The sequence below is a fragment of the Trichocoleus desertorum ATA4-8-CV12 genome, from assembly GCA_019358975.1.
GTDB classification, from domain to species: domain Bacteria; phylum Cyanobacteriota; class Cyanobacteriia; order FACHB-46; family FACHB-46; genus Trichocoleus; species Trichocoleus desertorum_A.
Genome location: JAHHIL010000007.1, coordinates 57,006 through 74,131 on the forward strand (window position 1 = coordinate 57,006; position 17,126 = coordinate 74,131).

At 49.7% G+C, this 17,126-nt stretch carries 18 protein-coding genes; 9 read left to right on the forward strand and 9 right to left on the reverse strand.

The genetic code is table 11. The features are described from left to right. Positions 1-54 precede the first annotated feature (54 nt). From KME12_08730 to KME12_08740, 3 genes are all read right to left on the reverse strand, one after another. Complete coding sequence (locus KME12_08730) at positions 55-501, reverse strand: hypothetical protein (protein MBW4487861.1); 447 nt, start codon at positions 499-501, stop codon at positions 55-57. A gap of 191 nt (positions 502-692) precedes the next feature. Next, on the reverse strand, positions 693-1,562 hold the full coding sequence (locus KME12_08735) for an alpha/beta fold hydrolase (GenBank protein ID MBW4487862.1): 870 nt from the start codon (positions 1,560-1,562) through the stop codon (positions 693-695). Positions 1,563-1,735: 173 nt separating this feature from the next. After that, complete coding sequence (locus KME12_08740; protein ID MBW4487863.1) at positions 1,736-4,960, reverse strand: tetratricopeptide repeat protein; 3,225 nt, start codon at positions 4,958-4,960, stop codon at positions 1,736-1,738. A gap of 299 nt (positions 4,961-5,259) precedes the next feature. Between KME12_08740 and KME12_08745 the strand changes: the two genes are divergently transcribed. Then, positions 5,260-5,793: a GAF domain-containing protein gene (locus tag KME12_08745; protein MBW4487864.1), complete on the forward strand. Its 534-nt coding sequence runs from the start codon at positions 5,260-5,262 to the stop codon at positions 5,791-5,793. 173 nt (positions 5,794-5,966) lie between these two features. Here KME12_08745 and KME12_08750 read toward each other — a convergent pair whose 3' ends face one another. Further along, positions 5,967-6,782 carry a nucleotidyltransferase family protein gene (locus KME12_08750; GenBank protein ID MBW4487865.1) on the reverse strand — a complete coding sequence of 272 codons (816 nt, stop codon included), beginning with the start codon at positions 6,780-6,782 and terminating at the stop codon, positions 5,967-5,969. Positions 6,783-7,045: 263 nt separating this feature from the next. Here KME12_08750 and KME12_08755 point away from each other — a divergent pair, with 263 nt between their 5' ends. The 4 genes from KME12_08755 to KME12_08770 all read left to right on the forward strand — a co-directional run bounded on the left by KME12_08755 (position 7,046) and on the right by KME12_08770 (position 9,886). Next, positions 7,046-7,807 (forward strand): metallophosphoesterase, encoded by a 762-nt coding sequence (locus tag KME12_08755; protein MBW4487866.1) that lies wholly within the window; start codon positions 7,046-7,048, stop codon positions 7,805-7,807. Between the two features lie 223 nt (positions 7,808-8,030). Continuing rightward, positions 8,031-8,627, forward strand: coding sequence for a L,D-transpeptidase family protein (locus KME12_08760; protein ID MBW4487867.1), 597 nt, complete (start codon positions 8,031-8,033; stop codon positions 8,625-8,627). A gap of 244 nt (positions 8,628-8,871) precedes the next feature. Continuing rightward, positions 8,872-9,357, forward strand: a complete 486-nt coding sequence (locus KME12_08765; protein MBW4487868.1) for a hypothetical protein — start codon at positions 8,872-8,874, stop codon at positions 9,355-9,357. Between the two features lie 214 nt (positions 9,358-9,571). Beyond that, a complete protein-coding gene (locus KME12_08770) occupies positions 9,572-9,886 on the forward strand; it encodes a hypothetical protein (protein MBW4487869.1) in 315 nt (104 codons plus the stop codon). On the opposite strand, the gene KME12_08775 is transcribed toward KME12_08770, so the two are convergent. Further along, a complete protein-coding gene (locus KME12_08775) occupies positions 9,883-10,290 on the reverse strand; it encodes a hypothetical protein (protein MBW4487870.1) in 408 nt (135 codons plus the stop codon). The genes KME12_08770 and KME12_08775 overlap by 4 nt on opposite strands. 20 nt (positions 10,291-10,310) lie before the next feature. Between KME12_08775 and KME12_08780 the strand changes: the two genes are divergently transcribed. Then, entirely contained in the window at positions 10,311-10,460 is a 150-nt protein-coding gene (locus KME12_08780) for a hypothetical protein (GenBank protein ID MBW4487871.1), read from the forward strand. A gap of 12 nt (positions 10,461-10,472) precedes the next feature. Here KME12_08780 and KME12_08785 read toward each other — a convergent pair whose 3' ends face one another. After that, positions 10,473-11,033 (reverse strand): hypothetical protein, encoded by a 561-nt coding sequence (locus KME12_08785; protein ID MBW4487872.1) that lies wholly within the window; start codon positions 11,031-11,033, stop codon positions 10,473-10,475. A 60-nt stretch (positions 11,034-11,093) separates the two neighbouring features. Next, complete coding sequence (locus KME12_08790; GenBank protein ID MBW4487873.1) at positions 11,094-13,025, reverse strand: GTPase family protein; 1,932 nt, start codon at positions 13,023-13,025, stop codon at positions 11,094-11,096. 197 nt (positions 13,026-13,222) lie between these two features. On the opposite strand from KME12_08790, the gene KME12_08795 reads away from it, so the two are divergent. Both KME12_08795 and hisC read left to right on the forward strand, forming a co-directional pair. After that, positions 13,223-14,140: an RluA family pseudouridine synthase gene (locus KME12_08795; GenBank protein ID MBW4487874.1), complete on the forward strand. Its 918-nt coding sequence runs from the start codon at positions 13,223-13,225 to the stop codon at positions 14,138-14,140. Between the two features lie 251 nt (positions 14,141-14,391). Beyond that, positions 14,392-15,444, forward strand: coding sequence for a histidinol-phosphate transaminase (gene hisC / locus KME12_08800; GenBank protein ID MBW4487875.1), 1,053 nt, complete (start codon positions 14,392-14,394; stop codon positions 15,442-15,444). Here the strand turns inward: hisC and KME12_08805 are convergent. Further along, positions 15,424-15,789, reverse strand: coding sequence for a DUF433 domain-containing protein (locus tag KME12_08805; protein MBW4487876.1), 366 nt, complete (start codon positions 15,787-15,789; stop codon positions 15,424-15,426). The genes hisC and KME12_08805 overlap by 21 nt on opposite strands. 65 nt (positions 15,790-15,854) lie before the next feature. On the opposite strand from KME12_08805, the gene KME12_08810 reads away from it, so the two are divergent. Then, a complete protein-coding gene (locus KME12_08810; protein MBW4487877.1) occupies positions 15,855-16,205 on the forward strand; it encodes a DUF5615 family PIN-like protein in 351 nt (116 codons plus the stop codon). 28 nt (positions 16,206-16,233) lie between these two features. Here the strand turns inward: KME12_08810 and KME12_08815 are convergent, their stop codons facing one another. After that, positions 16,234-17,067: an aldo/keto reductase gene (locus tag KME12_08815; GenBank protein ID MBW4487878.1), complete on the reverse strand. Its 834-nt coding sequence runs from the start codon at positions 17,065-17,067 to the stop codon at positions 16,234-16,236. Between the last annotated feature and the right edge of the window lie 59 nt (positions 17,068-17,126).

Here is a 17,126-nt window from a genome sequence, read left to right on the forward strand (position 1 = left end):
GTTAGAGACGCTAAGTCAGCAGAATTTAGTTGTCTTTAAAGTAATCCAAACTAGCTATAAACCCAGGAATTTTGTCGCAGCACCTAGCCAAGGAGCAATTTCTTTAAAGACTGCTTGTGTCTTGTCCCATAGCTTCGTGGCTTTGTCTGCTGTTTCGATCGCATCTCCCATCCGCTTGAGATTCTTCGCCACTACATCTTTATCGGCGTCTTCCTGCTTTGCTTCTCGCTTCGCCGATTTGAGATAGTCTAATGCCTCTTCCTCTTGATCCGCAGGTAACTGAGCTGCCTTTACTTCTGTCTCCAACTCTTCCAACAGCTTGACAATATCTGCCCCAGTTAGTCCTAGTCCTTGCTGTTGTGCTGCTAGATTGCCTACCTGATTCGCTGTGGCATCCCGTCCTGCCTGGGTCATCTGTATCTGACTCCCCACCACATTCGCGCCATCAATCGACTGTGATTGTGGGAGCTGATCCGACTGTGGCTTCTTTTTTTCAAACATAAGGACTCTCCTAAAGTTGGCTGTAGAGAGACTATCATCCGAAACTTCTAAAAGCTGTGAGAGCGATCGCCCTCCAACTCTCACACTTCAACCCCTAAACCCAAAACTTCAGCTACAAAACCTCAAGTGCTAGGTTCAGACACCAAACCTCGCCTTCAGGTCTCGAAGTGCCACAAATTAAACTCCAAACGTCACAGTGCCGATCGCAAAAAGGGCAAAACTACCTCGGCAACGGCTGCGGGATATTCCTCATGCAGACCCAAAGACCCCGGAATTTGTCTCGACTCCACACCCGGTAAGACTGCGATCGCTTCCATCTCGGCTTTAGATTTGGGTGGGGCTTGTTCGCCGATCACGACCATGATTGGGGTGGGTAAAGGTTGGAACCAAGTTAAGAAATCAGCGCGATCGCGGACGGGGTCTAAGGCTCCGGTGACAAAGGCGGCAGGGGCAAAGCGGGCACCGGGTTGTTGGGTGCTATGCCAGCGGCGATCGACGAACTCTGGCGTGACGTTGGCGGGGTCAGCATAGACGTGACGACGATACATCAACGCTAGAAAAGACGGGGTGGTGTTGAGTTTGTAGAGCGCTTGACCGAGGAGGGGCGATCGCACAGTGTCTCGCACTACACCTGCGCCTTTGGGCTGCACTCCCATTGTCGGTAGAGGGCCGCGCCAAGTAGGAGCGACTAGAGCCACGCGAGACAAGACACCAGATTGTTGTGCTAACTTCATCGCGTATCCGGCGGCATGGCCTGCTGCCACAATCGCCACAGGCTGCTGAAACACCGTTCGGACGAAGTCTTGCAGCAACTGGTGATAGACAACGGGTTCGTAGTTGATTGGGGGGCGAGCGGATTCTCCAAACCCCAGCCAATCGATCGCCGTAACTTGAAACTCAGCCGCCAACCGTTGGGCAAGTCCTGCCATTTCTGCCCGTGTAGAAACGGTGCTAAAAGCGGGTAGCAGTAGCACAGGTGCGCCTTGGCCTAGGGTTTCATAGGCGATCGCAAATTGCTGGCCTTGATAAGTCCAGAGAAACTGTTGCACAGTGCCACTCATTTCTGTGGTGGCAGTTGTGTTGAGGGCTTGTAATTGCTGAGTCATATCAAAAAAATTTAATTTCAGTCTCAATTAGTCTGACGAAACCGTAGGGGCGAAGCATTCGGGCAGCGATTTTGAGTCTCAGAGAGAATCGATTTACCGAATGCTTCGCCCCTACCCTTAGGCAATTTCTAGGCTTCAATCAACTGGCGGAACCATTCATCTTCCCAGAGGCGATCGAAGGCGATATCGGTTTTGGCTTCTTCCCGGTACTTCGGATCAAGTTCGATCGCGCGTTTCAAGTTTTGTAGCGCGGGTTCTACCTCACCCTGTAGGGCGTAGCAGTTGGCTTTGTTGTAGACTGCACTTGCATAGTCTGGTTGCAGCTTCAAGGCTTTGTCTAGGCTTTCTAGGGCTTCGGGGTCGCGGCCTAACTGCACTAGGGCATAACCGCGCTTATCCCAAGCTTTGGGGGATTCTGGCTTCAGCTCAATTACTTTATCAAACGAGGCGATCGCTTCTTCGTACTGTTGCACTTCCAGCAGTGCCAAGCCTCGATTCATCCAAGCCACGGCATCATCTGGTTGGTACTGTACTGCTTTGTCGAAGGACTTGAACGCTTCTTTGGGTTGCTGTAGGGTGCCAAGTGCTACGCCCCGGTTAACCCAAGCTTCGTGATAGTCAGGCTTTAGCTCTAGGGCTTGATCGAAGGAGGCGATCGCGTTTTCGTAACGCTTCAGGCGACCCAAGGTTAAGCCACGGCTCAGCCATGCTTTGTAATTATTGGGTTCCGTTTGCACCACTTTCTCAAAGGTGGCAAAGGCGGCATCGTACTGTTGCAATTCCTTCAGGGCCAAACCCCGGTGGTAGAGCGCGTCTGTATGGCTGGGGTTGAGTTCCAAGACTTTGTCAAAGGCGGCGATCGCTTCTTCATACCGCTCCGCTTCAAAGGCGCGATTGCCTTGCTCCACAAATTCATCAGGCCGCAGGAATAGCTCTGGGCGGTTGGTCTGGAGGGTGGTGAGTTGCTCAGCCAGGGTTTGCAACTGGGGTTGAATTTCAGATTGCACCGTCGTGATTTGGTCGTTTAGCGCTTGTAATTGCGGCTGAGTCGCAGATTCTAAAGCGGTAATTTGGTCACGCAGGGTTTGAAGTTGCGATTGCGCGGCTGCTACAGTGGCAATCTGTTCGCTCAGGCTTTGCAATTTTTGCTGCATATCGGACATGAAACCTTCCGCGATCTGTTGCGGTGAGATCTCTGCGAGTTGCTGCAAGATCTGATCTTTTTGAGCCTGTGCCCCAGTTTGCAGTTCGGTTAGGCGGGCGGCAAATTCTGACTTTAACTGCTCTAGATTCTGGACGGCAGCGTCTTTATGGTTGCCTGTATCAGTTTGAAGCCGTACCAACTGGGTGGCAAATTCGGTTTCGGCGCGATCCAAGTTGCCCAAAATTTGGACGCTCTTTTGTTGTGCTTGAGTTTGAGCGTCTTGCTGTAACTGAGCCAACCGAGCGGCAAAGTCAGTTCGTACTTGCTCCAAATTGCCCAAGCCTTGATCTTTTTGTTGTTGTACCGCCGTTTGCAACCCTGCCAGTTGATTGGCAAAGTCCTGCTGTGACTTTTGCAATTGCTGGAGAAGTTGCTCTTGCTGGCGTTGGGCGTTGGTGTAGAGCACTTCCAGACGAGGGGCAAAATCGGTTTTCTGTTGCTCCAGGCTTTGGAATACCGTTTCTTTGTGCTGCTGGGCGCTGGCTTGCAGTTGGGCTAACTCAGCGGCAAAGTCGGAGCGAACGCGGTCTAGGTCGCCCAAGCCTTGATCTTTCTGTTGTTGCACTGCGGCCTGGAGCGCTGCTAGTTGCGCGGCAAAGTCCTGTTGCGATCGCTGCAACCCTTGCAAGACTTGTTCCTGCTCGTGGCGGGTGGCAGCTTCGAGTTCGGCTAAGTGAGGGGCAAATCCAGATTTGAGCTGCTCCAGGTCTTGCAGGATGGTGTCTTTGTGTTGTTGTGCCCCAGTTTGCAACTGTGCCAATTGCGCCGCAAATTCAGCCCGGACGGTTTCTAAGTCGCCCACGCCTTGATCACGCTGCTGCTGCAAGCTGACCTGTAAATCAGTGAGCTGCATGGCAAAGTCTTGTTGCCACTGCTGGAGTTTTTGTAAAACTTGCTCTTGTTGTTGCTGGGCGGCTGTCTGCAATTGCACCAAGTATGAAGCAAAGTCAGAGCGTACTGCTTCTAGATTGCCGATGCCTTGCTCTTTTTGCTGTTGGACTGTGGTTTTCAAGTCGGTAAGTTGAGCCGTAAACCCTTGGGCCGATCGCTGCAAATCCTGAAGGACTTGTTCTTGTTGCCGTTGAGCAACGGTGTGCAATTCGCTCAGTTGAGGGGTTAGCTCAGTTTTGACTGTTTCCAGGTCTTGCAGTGTCACATCTCGGCGTTGTTGAGCGATCGCGATAAACTCGGCCAACTGCCCAACAAAGTGTTGCTCCGATTGATGCAATTTTTCTAGTACTTCTGCTTGCTGCCCGACGAAGTGTTGCTCCGACTGGTGCAGTTTTTCTAGCACTTCCGCTTGCTGGTGCTGGGCTACCGTATGCAGCTCGGTGACTTGCGGGGTAAATTCGGCTTTGACGGCTTCTAAGTCAGCCACGATCGACTCTTTGTGTTGTTGGGCGATCGCTTGGAGTTGGGTGAGTTGGGTGGCAAAATCGCGTTCTGCAATGGCAAAAGTCTCTAGAGTTCGAGCTTGACGTTCTTGGCTACCCGATTGCAGCTCGGCAATATGCGTCGTAAAGTCTGACTCAAATTCAGCTAATCGTTGCTTCGCGGTTTGGAGTTGAGTTTGTAATTCGGTTAATAATTGCGATTTGGTTTCGCTCAAGTCAATAGCAAGATCGGCAAGATGGCCTTTTTCTTGGGCCATGCGTTTTTGCAGATTTTTGGCTTCATGCTCCACTCGCTCAGCGATCGCTTCTGCCGCATCGAGGACGTCTCTGGCATCTTCAGTGGCTTTCGTGACCTGTACTTCCAACGTCCCCAGTTCTTCAATCTGCTCTTTGGCGCGGATAGCAATTTCGTTAATCACAGCGCGGCGCAAGAACCAAAGTGTGGCGATCGCGGTGCCAAGCAGCACAATCAGAACCGTCAACAAGACATTAAATAAGGTAATGGCACGTCCTAAGGTGCGGTTAACTTCTGCCTGCACCTGCTCTGCTACGACTTCGTTGGACGGCACTTGCGCTATGAGTTCACCCGACGGCAAGACATCCAACTGCTGAGCAACCAGGCTGGAGTCTAGAGGGAGTAACGTTTTGGAGCGCGTGGGTTGAGCATTGGCAACACCCACAGACAGTAGGAGGATAGAGAGGGCAATACCGCCACGCGGTACCAATGCAAAAATGTCTTGATTCTGGCGCTTCATTGGTCTCGTCCTTGTCTGTGAGTCGGGGTGTGCGATCGCTTATTTTCTCAAGGTTAATCAAAATCAGGCCCAGTGTCCTAGAGCTTACCAGCCCATCCTGATTTCAACACCCTAGATTTAAGCATCGCAGCAACGCAAGCAATACTACAGCTAATCTAACCTCGCCTCAAACAGTCGGCCTTGCTACCGAAAATCTTGGGCCAATTTCTCAGAATAAGCTAGGACTGATTTCCCCCTGCATTTGTCCTGCATTTGCAGAGTCGGTAGCCCTGATTCAACCCTTGAGGCGTAACCTTTCCATGAGCGAGCCAACACAAGTGATAGAAGATTGTTCACCCTTACTGGTTGCTACCTCCCCAAGATCTGACTTATCAAAGATTGATCCCGTTCTTAAGGCGATGCTCAAAACGGTTTGTGAAACGATCGGTTGGGAGTATGGCGAAGCTTGGGTCGCGATCGCTGACAAAATGCTCCACATCAGTTCAATATGGCAAACTCAGACTCGGTTGAGCCGCGATCGCCAACTTGATTGGGAGCATTTTCACGCCTGTAGTCAAGAGTTTGTGTTGCAGGCTGGGGAAGGATTGCCCGGACGAGTGTGGGCTACCCAAGCTCCAGAGTGGATGGTCGATGTGTCTGCGGAATCAGAATCTTACTTTCTGCGGCACCAAATTGCCAGAGCCTTTGGTGTTAAAGCGGGTTTGGGTGTGCCTGTGACGATGCAGCAGTTACAAGTTGTTTTGGTTTTCTTTCAGTCGGAGGCTCGCGATGTAGACCCGCAGGGCATTGAGTTAACTGAGGCTACCATTGCAAAGCTCCAGTTCCTAAATTGAGTCTTGCCTTTGGGACTTTGAGTCTTGTCCCCCCCTTTCTGCTATGCCCGCTAGGGCTATAATTTGGGGGCTAGGGGGGCTTGGTTCGGAACGCTTTCGTTGTATCAAACCACCCTGCCAATATTAGGGGTTAGGGGCTGTCCGAGTAACCAGCATCACTTTTCAAACAACTTCTAAGCCTCTTTTTCTTGAATTAAATGCTCTGTCCACTGCTCAACATCAGCTTGAGAGAGATTGCTGGGAGGATGAAGCCGAGCATCTTTATAGCCCCATTCCTCAATGTCAGGCCGATATTGCAATGGTGCTAGGAGCGTCCCTTGGCATATCTTTTCTGAATTTGGAGCTGCTTGAGTTTCCTGCTGCAACTGCTGGAGCAGCTGATTCATCACCCACTCTGGTATGCGCGATCGCTCTCCGGGATAGACAAAGCCAAACAGGACCAAGTGACTGAATAGCACTCGCCAATGACCTCCAAACCGAGATAGCAAGCGTGACCAGTTTAATTCCTGACCGCAGGCTAGCAATAGATGGGCAATATCCGCATCATCAAAGCGATCGCGGGCCATCACATAGGACTTAGACCAGATTGTCTCCTCAATGGGGCAGATTTGTACCGTCATTCCTAACACTTCTTCGGTGATGGCGTGCTCAAACCAAACATCATCAACCGGGGCGCAACCATTGGCGGAGCTAAAGATTAGATCCACAAAGTTATCGCCGCAAAAGGCTTTACCTAACCAATGACGGACTGATAGTTCTGTTTCATATCCTGCCGCAGCAAAGACCTCAAAGGTTCGCTGGACATCTCGTGGATGCAGAAACAGGTCCAAATCTTTTGTGGGCCGAGCGATGCCCGTATAGCGCTCAAAGGCATAAGCGCCGCCAATTAAGAACGGAACTTTAGCTTGTTGCAAGACCCGGACCGATCGACAATAAAAGTCGCGAATGTGCGGGTCAAGATCAGCTAAGTGTATGGCGTGGGACTGCATTGTGGTTCTCTAAAAATGATTTTAAAGTTGAACAAGTAGCCCCCGCTAATACACTTGCTGAGACGGCAATACGGGCGGCTAAAGTGGTATCTTCTACCCTGACGCAACCGTAGAGCGATCGCCTCAATCCAGAGAGCGAACCTGCTCCCTCGCTTCGAGTTCTCAGAAGTAAGGAAATATACCTCAAGAAACAGGTAAGCCTACCTCAGTCACGGCATGATCGGGGGCAGAAGCAACCAGCAAACTGGGACGGGAGGTAAAGAATGGCGATCGCAAACGATACTCGCAAAACAGACTGTGTGCGGATAGCCGCAGTGGGAGACATTCATTGCACTAAAACCTCTCAGGGAGAGTTAGCACCGCTGTTCTCGCAAGCGAGCGAGCAAGCAGATGTTTTGTTGTTATGTGGTGATCTAACAGATTACGGCTTGCCAGAGGAAGCGCATGTTTTAGTCAAGGAATTGACCGCAGCCAGGATTCCAGCGATCGCAGTCTTTGGCAATCATGACTATGAGTCAGGTCAGCAAGACGAGGTGAAGGAGATCTTGGAACAGGCTGGGGTCAAGATTCTAGATGGTGAAGCCTGCGAAATTGCAGGAGTGGGCTTTGCAGGAGTCAAAGGCTTTGCTGGCGGGTTTGGCTCTAAAGCGTTGGGAGCTTGGGGAGAAGCAGGCATCAAGCGGTTTGTGCATGAAGCCGTAGATGAAGCATTAAAGCTGGAAGCTGCTTTAGCTCGACTAGAAACGCCTCATCGAGTCGCCATTCTGCACTATGCCCCAATTCAAGAAACGGTTGAGGGAGAGCCGTCGGAAATCTTTGCCTTTTTAGGTTCTAGCCGTTTGGAAGAACCGCTAAATCGTTACTCAGTTACAGCGGCTTTTCATGGTCACGCTCACAATGGTCAGCTAGAAGGGCATACCAGCAGCAATATCCCGGTCTATAACGTCTCCCTGCCTTTATTGAGAAAAGCCAATCCTGACCATCCTCATTTCCACTTGTTGGAAGTGTCACTCAATCCTGAATAATTGCCCTTGGATAATTATAGTGCTACGCATCCAGTTTAGGGCAAAGGGGGTGTGGGGGCTTCGCCCCCAGCCAGGGGTGAAACCCCTGTACCCCGTCTTAACCTTTATCAGTACTGCTATACCAGCAGCTAAATTTCTTGCTTGTGACGGATGCGGGTTTGCTTTGTCGCTGCTTTTATCTATAGCATTGCTTTAACTCATGAGATGCAGTCAAAAGATAACAATGCTGAACTTACTCCATCGAGTTAGCTTGCCGTTGCTGTTAGGTTTACTAGCACCTGTTTCTGTCCCTCAACTATCGCAAGCTGCTGATGTACTAGCTCCGACCGTACCGATCTCACCATCAACGCCGACATCAGTACCAGGATCAATTTCGCCATCTACACCATCTGCACCAGCGGCCATTCCAGCCAACTCCTCCGTTGAGCAACCCATGCGTTTAGAAATCAGCCGCAGTAAACGGCGGGTAACGCTCTATCAAGGAGATGTTGCAGTTAAAAGCTATGCGATCGCGGTTGGTAAGTCTGGTTGGGAAACGCCTTTAGGAACTTGGCGGGTACAGCAAAAACTACGGAATCCGCGTTGGATTCATCCTCTAACAGGTGAATCGGTGAAGGGAGGAGATCCTGAAAATCCTTTAGGCCGCTACTGGATTGGCTTTTGGACCAATGGTAAGAATTGGATTGGCTTCCACGGCACCCCAAATCCGGAATCGGTTGGTCGGGCGGCTTCACACGGTTGTGTGCGGATGTATGACCGAGATGTGGAGGAACTTTTTCAAACAGTGAGTTTGGGTACACCTGTTAAGGTGACTCCGTGAACTGGGGGAGCCTAGGTCAGGTTTTCTTGATTTTTTTCTAACAATTAACGAGTTTTCAGCCTTTTATTAGCAAGCTCAGCCTTAAGGTAGAGCAACATCCGTCTGAAGGGAGACAACGAGCTGCTGATAGCTATTTACACTTCGTAAATATCGGGTTGCCATAAGCTGCATTGGTGTAGAAACCCAAAACATCGATTTAAAAGCAATTAAATCCTTTTTTAGGACTAAGGTAGAGGAGATACAAATGAACGGACATAAGTACTTAAGCAAAACTCTTGCGATTCTCACAGGTGTTCTTGGCGCTACCACTTTGGTTGGTTTGCCCGCTGGTGCCCAAGTGAATCCTACTCCTAGTATTTTTAGCGAGGCTCCCTATAATCGCAGCGGTCAGACGGCTCAATCTACGCCTACTACGGGCCAACCAACGGGTGGTTCAACTGGCGGGATGGGTACTCAGCAAGCTACTCCTACCGATGAGCCTACTGGTGGTTCGACAATGGAGCAAATGCAGTCACCTGCTGGTTCTACTACAGAGACTACAGGTGAATCAGATGCTACAATTCAGCGATCTGTAGAGAGCGAAACTCAGATTCAGCGTTCTACCACAACTCAGCCCAACCAAACCGCTCCTGCTACCACTCAAGGTGATGATCAAGTCAGCCCGACTACTGGTGCAGAAGAAGAACCTACAGGTGCTACGGCTGATGAGGGAGTTCAGGGTCTCTGGTAATCTCTGTTTGAGCTAAATGCCAAGCCTTTGGGGGCACCTGCCCCCAAACCCCTGCTGAGGGACGGCTGCGTCTCCTAGATCCCCTCCAGAAAAATATATGTAATGGTTTTAAGTGGTGTAGAAGAATCTGCGCCACTTAAAGGTCTTGTTAGTTTAAATCTATCCCTCTGATCATAAGAAGCCGTCTGTGATTGATAGTGAATACTGCCAAACGATGGCGGCGTATAACCAATGGATGAACCAGAAACTCTATGCTGTCTGTGCTGAAATTCCAGATGCGGAGCGTAAGCAGGATCGAGGCGCTTTCTTTAAGTCGATTCATGGCACGCTGAACCATTTACTCTACGGCGATCGCGCTTGGCTAGGACGATTTACTAGTCAACCTTTTGCAACTAAAGTGATAGGTCAAGAACTCTACTCGAATTTTGCTGAGCTGCGTCAAGAAAGAGAGCGTACCGAAAACCATGAGGCGTACGGTGTGTTAAGCGAAGCTCAACGCACCGCTCAAAAGGCGATCGCTTTTATCTAGAGTACAGTCGCCCACCATATATCACTAACTGATAAAGATTCATTTTTTAATCCTCCTGACTTAGAGCGCCCCTCGGACCATTGCTCAAAAAATTTCTCATCTAAAGCATAAATTTCTTCATCCACATGAGAAAAAAGTAAGCAATGCAAATCTTCAGATTGTGCAACTAGATTTTGAAAATTCTCTTGAATAAAAATTATAGGAGCAGATTTGTGTAAGTAGACGATGGGTTCCCCTAAAGTTAGAACTCTTCCCCAATTTTCACCAGCATATTCGTCCCAGTCTAGAATCCCACCCTTAACTGCTTGGGCAAGCACTTCTAAATGAGTAAGAAACTTATTTCGATTCCAAAGTGATGACTGGGAGAGAGCAAAAATGATTTTGTTGGTTATGTCTTTAACCATTGTGGCGATCCCAGTGTTCTATGTACAAAATCACTTTTATTTCGGTACACGTTAACAGCTTGACCAATTTTATTTGGTGCTGCGACGCGCTTTACAAAATGGGCGATCGCACTTACTTCCCTCTAGCAGGTTCATCTGCAATTACCCTGCTATCAGTGCGATCGCTCTAATGAATTCTACTGCTAGCTCAAGTGCCATGAAGATACCGTATCGTCTTTTTCTGCCTCTTCTATCTTCAATGCTCCTGATGCTTTCAATAGCCAGAGCAACGCTCCTAGGGGAACGGGAATATCTACTACTTCAACAGTAACTACTAGTAGATCGGGATCTTTAATAGATGCGTCCCACCAAAACCAAGTACGTTGGTTAAAGGGATCATCGCTAGGTTCAAACCAGCTAATCCATTCCATGACAGACCAGCTTTCCTCCTCCGCCTGACATTGCTGTTCTTCACTGGAAAGTGCCCGCCATTTAACTATGTCTTCTTCTACTTCTGCTAACGAACGTTCAGGCGCACAGGCTGTAACAAACCAAAAAGGCAATTTTCCTCTCCAATCCTCCTCAGATAGCCAAAATGTATCGTATTGCTGTAGCACTATTTCAAGAACCTCACGGGCATTTTTCAAAACAGTATTTGAATTGCCCTGACAATAAACTTTGAAGAGTAGTAATCCAACTCCTTCAATACCATCGCTATGTCCAGCACCGTACTGTAAATGTTTGAATTCATCTTCAGGTTTCATTTTAACCACTCAATGTAAGCGTGAAGCGAAACGCACCGCTTAATAATTGATCCAGATAGCTCAAACTTGTTGCAAATAAAATTCAAATCGCTCTTGAAGCTTTTCTACTGAAAGATGTTGAGTCCAGTATTCCACCAGGGCATGCCCAAAGGCCCAAGCATTTCGCTCTGGGGAGACAGGGCTATCTAGTAACAGCGGCCAGAGAGCCAGTAAGTCAAAATTGCGCGTTTTAGTATCTCCTGAACCCAACAGCGAGAATAAATCATAGGCCATCTGCAATTTGCCAATCACTACAGGTAATTGCTCTACGGGAATTTTCTGCATCAGCAGTTGAGCTAAGGCAGGAGATCCGGTGGTCATGGTGGAGACAAACTGGAGGACTGGGCTTTTGAGCAAAGCAGTGAGTCCTTGAGTGGTCGCCATTTGGAAGGTGTATTGATCGATGATTTTGGCTGCTGCCACTGTGCGGGCTTCGCGATCGCGCAAAAACCGAGCTAAACGTAGTTGCTTGGCAGGGGCGATCGCTTCTACTAATCCTAGTGAAAGGGCATCTATGTTCCAGGCGGTTCGCTCTGTTTGGCGATCGCCAGTGACTATCGGGAGCACTCGGTTGCAAAACTCTCCTAACAGCTCCGAGCGATATTGCGTTGCTTCTCGGATCGCTTTCTCCTTAGGGCGTTCTCCCCATTGCCAATCGTAAGGAGGAGACCACTCGCGGATAGGGCGCAGGCGATCGGCTTGAGAGACAATGACGATTACAGGTAGGTTGGTAATCTCGGTTTTGATCTCCTTCAGGAAATCTACATCCATTTGCAGAGCTGGGTCTAGAGCAGGCGTAATCAGCAAAAGGAGATCGGCAGTTGTGGCATAGTCCAGTACTTGCTCGCGCAGCTCGGCCCGGTTAATTTGCTCGTATCCTGGGGTATCCCACAGCGTTAGGGTTTCGCCTGTTTGGGCTTGCCAATGGTAGTTCTGGATTTGGTCGGTGCTGGGTAAAACGTCTACTTCCGCCAACTCGGCTTGAAAGAGAGTGTTGATCAAGCTACTTTTGCCCGCGCCTGTACGTCCTACCAGCAAAATATTGACAGGTTTTTGTGCCACTACCTCCGGCGATTCAGTTTGGGAGAGGATGTCGCGGAGGGTTTGAGTTTTGGCTTGGGGGAGGGTTGGGGAGGCTGTCGAGAAGGTGGTTGTCGAGAAGGTGGCGGTAGGTAAGGTGTCGCCACTGTAGAGGGCGATCGCTTGCCGACACAGGTTTCGTAGCGCTGCTTCCCGCACCAGTTGACTCAAATTTACTAGGAGTTCCTGGGTTGCTTGGCTGTTAGAGCGTTGGCTAGCCTGCTTAGCTAATGCAGCGGCAGGATTCAAAAACCATTGTGCCCAGCCCAAAACTTTCCATAGCTTGCGAGCTGAAGGCTCTAGTTTGCGATACACTTCGTAAGCTTGATAAGCTTGGCCCACCGTGACTTGATTCAGGGCTGGAGAGAGCTTTTGCATCCACTGATCGAGGTCATCCACCGTACCCCGAATCAAGCTATAGGCTTGGGGCACGTAGATGTTGAGTAGAGGATATTTGACTTCTGGATAGTAGATGTGGGCGATCGCCGTGACTAACTGCTGACAGCGATTCCAGAAGGCTTGCCAGTCTTCCCAAATCGGGCCATCGCTTTGGGCTGCTTGCAACACTTCTTGGAAAGCGACTTCTGCTTTACTGGTGGTGTCTTTGCCTTCAGGCGACTTTGTGATGGCACCTGAGGAAGATTCCAGTTCAGCGCTCACTTCTGCCATTACCGCTTCTATCTGGTCGAAGGCAGGCTGAGTCCACCGCACCAATATCCACCGCCAAGCAACCAAGCCCAAGGTAAATACAGCCCAGATCCAGTTGAGGTGCCATTCGTGGATCTGGACTCCGGCAGCGATGAGTAGAAACCCAACGATGCTGACGATCGGAAGGGCCAAAACCACCCACTGCCACAACTGTAATCGCACCATGACGCTACCCTGCCTCGACTAGACTGCTGCCTCCAACGGTAACTGTCGATTCTCTCAACAGTCTACTGTCTGCGGAATGTCTTTAGAGAAATAATGAACTGTGAGAGATGCGGTTTGCGATCGCCTTAATGCCTACTCAGCGCTAATAATGCTGTTACAGTCAGAATTTGGGCGGGTTTAGGGACAGGCCAAGTGGTATGAATCGAGGTTGGGTTTATCGAGAACAAGTAACTCGCGCCAAAGCTGGTTTGACCGTTTTGCAATACTACACACAACACTATCGCCACTCCACCCCAGCAGAATGGCAGGAACGAATCAGCGCCGGGCAAGTGCTGCTGGATGGCAAACCAGTGGAGGCTAATACTCAGTTGCAAACCGGGCAATCTTTGACCTATCACCGTCCCCCTTGGTCAGAACCAGAGGTGCCGCTCGATTTTGAGGTGCTGCACGAAGATGCAGACTTGCTGGTTATCGCCAAGCCTTCCGGTCTGCCCGTCTTGCCCGGAGGCGGCTTTCTGGAACATACCTTGCTCTGGCAACTGCAACAGCGCTATCCCCAAACAGAACCCGTACCCATTCATCGGCTAGGTCGAGGTACCTCAGGCTTGATGCTGATTGCGCGATCGCCCTTGGCTAGAGCCAACTTGAGCCAGCAAATGCGCGATCGCCAAATCTATAAAGTTTATCGAGCGCTAATTGGTGCTGCCCCAACGCTGGAAAATCAATTTACCATTACCCAGCCCATCGGCAAGATTCCACACCCTGTTTTAGGCTACATCTACGGCGCAAGTTCCAATGGGTTATTCGCTCACAGTGAAGGTTGCGTCATCCAACGTAAGACCACAACCACGCTGCTGGAGGTCACGATTCAGACGGGACGACCTCACCAAATTCGGATTCATCTTGCTGCCATTGGCTACCCCCTCGTCGGCGATCCGCTTTATGGGGTTGGAGGTTTACCAGCACTGCCACCCGCCATCACCACTGAGAAATTACCCGTCCCTGGAGATTGTGGCTATTATCTCCATGCTTATCAGCTAGCCTTTACCCATCCGAAAACTCAGCAGCTCGTTAGCTTTGTCTGTCCTCCACCTGTGGATCTGAGTGAAGAATAAAGGCGTTTCCGCAGGGTGGATGAAAGGTGAAGGGCTTGAGCCAGTTTTAAATCTGTCATAAGGAAGACACACTTCTGCCGATTTAGGACGATGATATAAATGTGTGAGGAACAAAGTTAGAAAAGAAAACCCCCTGGAGTCGAAACACGGACAGACGCCCAGGGGTTTTTCTATTGGGGGGCCAGTTTAAACACTGGAACATCTAAACTTAAGGGTGATTTCCTGTGGGGTAAGGCCCGATTAAGAGAGTCATGCCGAGTTATTTTCGCCCTCATATTGAGGCTATGGCGGGTCATCGCCCCAGCCCGTATCTCCAACCTGGTAGCCCAATCATCAAGCTCAACAGCAACGAAAATCCTTATCCTCCTTCCCCCACCATTCCAACGGTTTTACAAAATTTAGACCTAGAATATCTCCGGCGTTATCCAGATGCAAACGCTGCCGAATTTCGCCAAGCGATCGCGACAGTTCTAAACGTCCCTATAGCTTGGATTATCGTGGGCAACGGTTGTGATGAGTTGCTGCATGTCGTGGTGCGAGCTTGTGCCGCAGAAGAACGCCGAGTCGTTTATCCCACACCCAGCTATATGCTGTATCCCCTGTTAGCGAAGATGCAAGCTGCAAGACTAGTTGAAGTTCCGGCTGAGGTGGAGGGGCACTTACCAATCGAGGCTCTCGCAGCCGCCAATGGTGCTGTTACCTTGATTCCTGCACCCAATAGTCCTTTTGGGCATAGTGTAGCGATCGCAGATCTGCGAGATCTCGCAACCAAATTAACCGGGGTCTTGGTAATTGATGAAGCCTATGTAGACTTTGCTGAAGAGACGGCGTTGCCTCTGGTAGAAGAGTTTGAAAATGTGATTGTCCTCCGCACCCTCTCTAAGGGCTATTCTCTGGCAGGTCTACGGCTCGGTTTTGGGATTGCTCACCCCAGGTTATTAAGCGGATTGTTTAAGGTCAAAGATATCTACAACATAGATGCGATCGCGGCTCTGGTCGGTGCTGCGGCAATGCGAGACCAAGCTTATAAAGATGCCTGTGTGGCTAAAGTGAAAGTCTCGCGATCGTGGTTAGCCCAAGAGTTAAAGCAACTAGGCTTTTATGTGTGGGATTCCCAAACTAATTTTTTGCTGGCACAACCACCCCAAGGAAACGCGAAGCAAATTCATCTAGCCCTGAAAGACCAAGGCATTTGGGTTCGTCACTTCAATCAACCTGGCTTAGACGATAAGTTGCGAATTACAGTCGGCACAGAAGAGCAAAATCAGGTTTTAGTAGAAGCATTAACCAATCTGGTTTGGTAGTTGGTTTTGCGCTTCACTACTTGCTAAACGGCGGGCGAGGAGGCGATCGCGCAGCCCATTTGATGAAAACCGACGCTCGTTTTCTTGGCGAACTGCTTGGGAGCGTTGCTGTTGCTGCTGTAGATAAACGTCAACTTCGTTTTGATGACGCAAGTAATAGCTAATTACTGCATAGACATCAGCCAATTTCAACGAAGAATACTGCTCCACAATTCCCTCGGCGGTTGCTCCTTGGTTGAATTCCGCAATAATCGTTTCTAGAGGAACTCTCGTCCCACTGACAAGCACAACTCCATCGGAATTGACAACGAGAGGGACTGGTTCAGCAGTGATGACTAAGCTCATAGTTTCTGTGAGGTTGGTGCCTAGAAATTAGTATACTTCTACCTACCTGTGGGGAGCATCTCGCTGTGCTTGTTAAGTTTGTTGCTGACGAAAACTTCAAATCTGCTATTGTTCGCGGCTTACTTCGTCAGCAACCGGGGGTTGATATTGTTCGGTTACAGGACATAGGTTTGAGTGGGATTGATGATCCAACTCTTTTAGAGTGGGCAGCACAAGAACGGCGAGTTTTGCTGACTCATGATGTTAGAACGATTACAAAATATGCTTACGAACGTCTAGCGACAGGACTCCTGATGGCTGGTGTTGTTGAGGTTAGACAAGACACACCAATTGGTCAGGTAATCGATGATGTCCTTTTGCTATCGGAATTTGAGGACGAATGTCAGGGCCAAATTTTGTATATACCGTTGAAATAGCGATCGCCTTTTCATCCCAGCTCTTAGCTCACAACATCTCAAGAGCAACTCTTTTAGCAGGGGGTGGGAAAGTGTTGTCTAGAGCGCTTAAATCTTCGGGGCTGAGTTGTAGATCGAGAGTGGCGTAATTTTCTTCGACGTGGGCGATGCTGCTGGATTTGGGGATCACGATGACGTTTTCTTGGTGCAAGAGCCAAGCGATCGCGACTTGAGCAGGGGTGACTCCCCTCTGTTGAGCAATTTGCTGTAGAGTGCGGTGGGTGAGTAGGCGACCTTGTTCTACGGGTGAGTAAGCCATGATGGGAAGGCTGTTTTGGCGGCACCAAGGTAACAGATCCCACTCAACGCCACGACGCATTAAGTTGTAAAGAACTTGGTTGGTGGCGATCGCGTCTCCTCCAGGTAGATCGGCTGCTTTTTGCAGGTCAGTTACATCAAAATTGCTGACTCCGTAATCCCGAATCTTGCCCGCTTGCTTCAGGGTTTGAAAGGCTTCTAGCGTTTCGGAGAGGGGGACGGAGCCGCGCCAATGCAACAAATACAGATCCAGATAATCAGTTTTAAGTCGCTTTAAACTGCGCTCACAAGCGGCGATCGCGCCTTGTCGGGAGGCATTGTGCGGGTATACTTTGCTGACGATGAACGCTGACGATCGCCGACTCTCAATTGCTTCAGTAATCACTTTTTCAGCGCCACCTTCGCCATACATCTCTGCGGTGTCAATCAAGGTTATCCCCAAATCTAGACCATGCTGTAAGGCGGTAATCTCGGCTGAGCGTTGGCTAGCGGCTTCTCCCATGCGCCAAGTGCCCATTCCCAAGACTGGGATTGATTGACCTGAGGGTAAGCGGATGGTTTTCATAGCAACTGGTTTTTATAGCAACTGGTTTTTATAGCAATGTTTAAGGCACTGCGATCGCG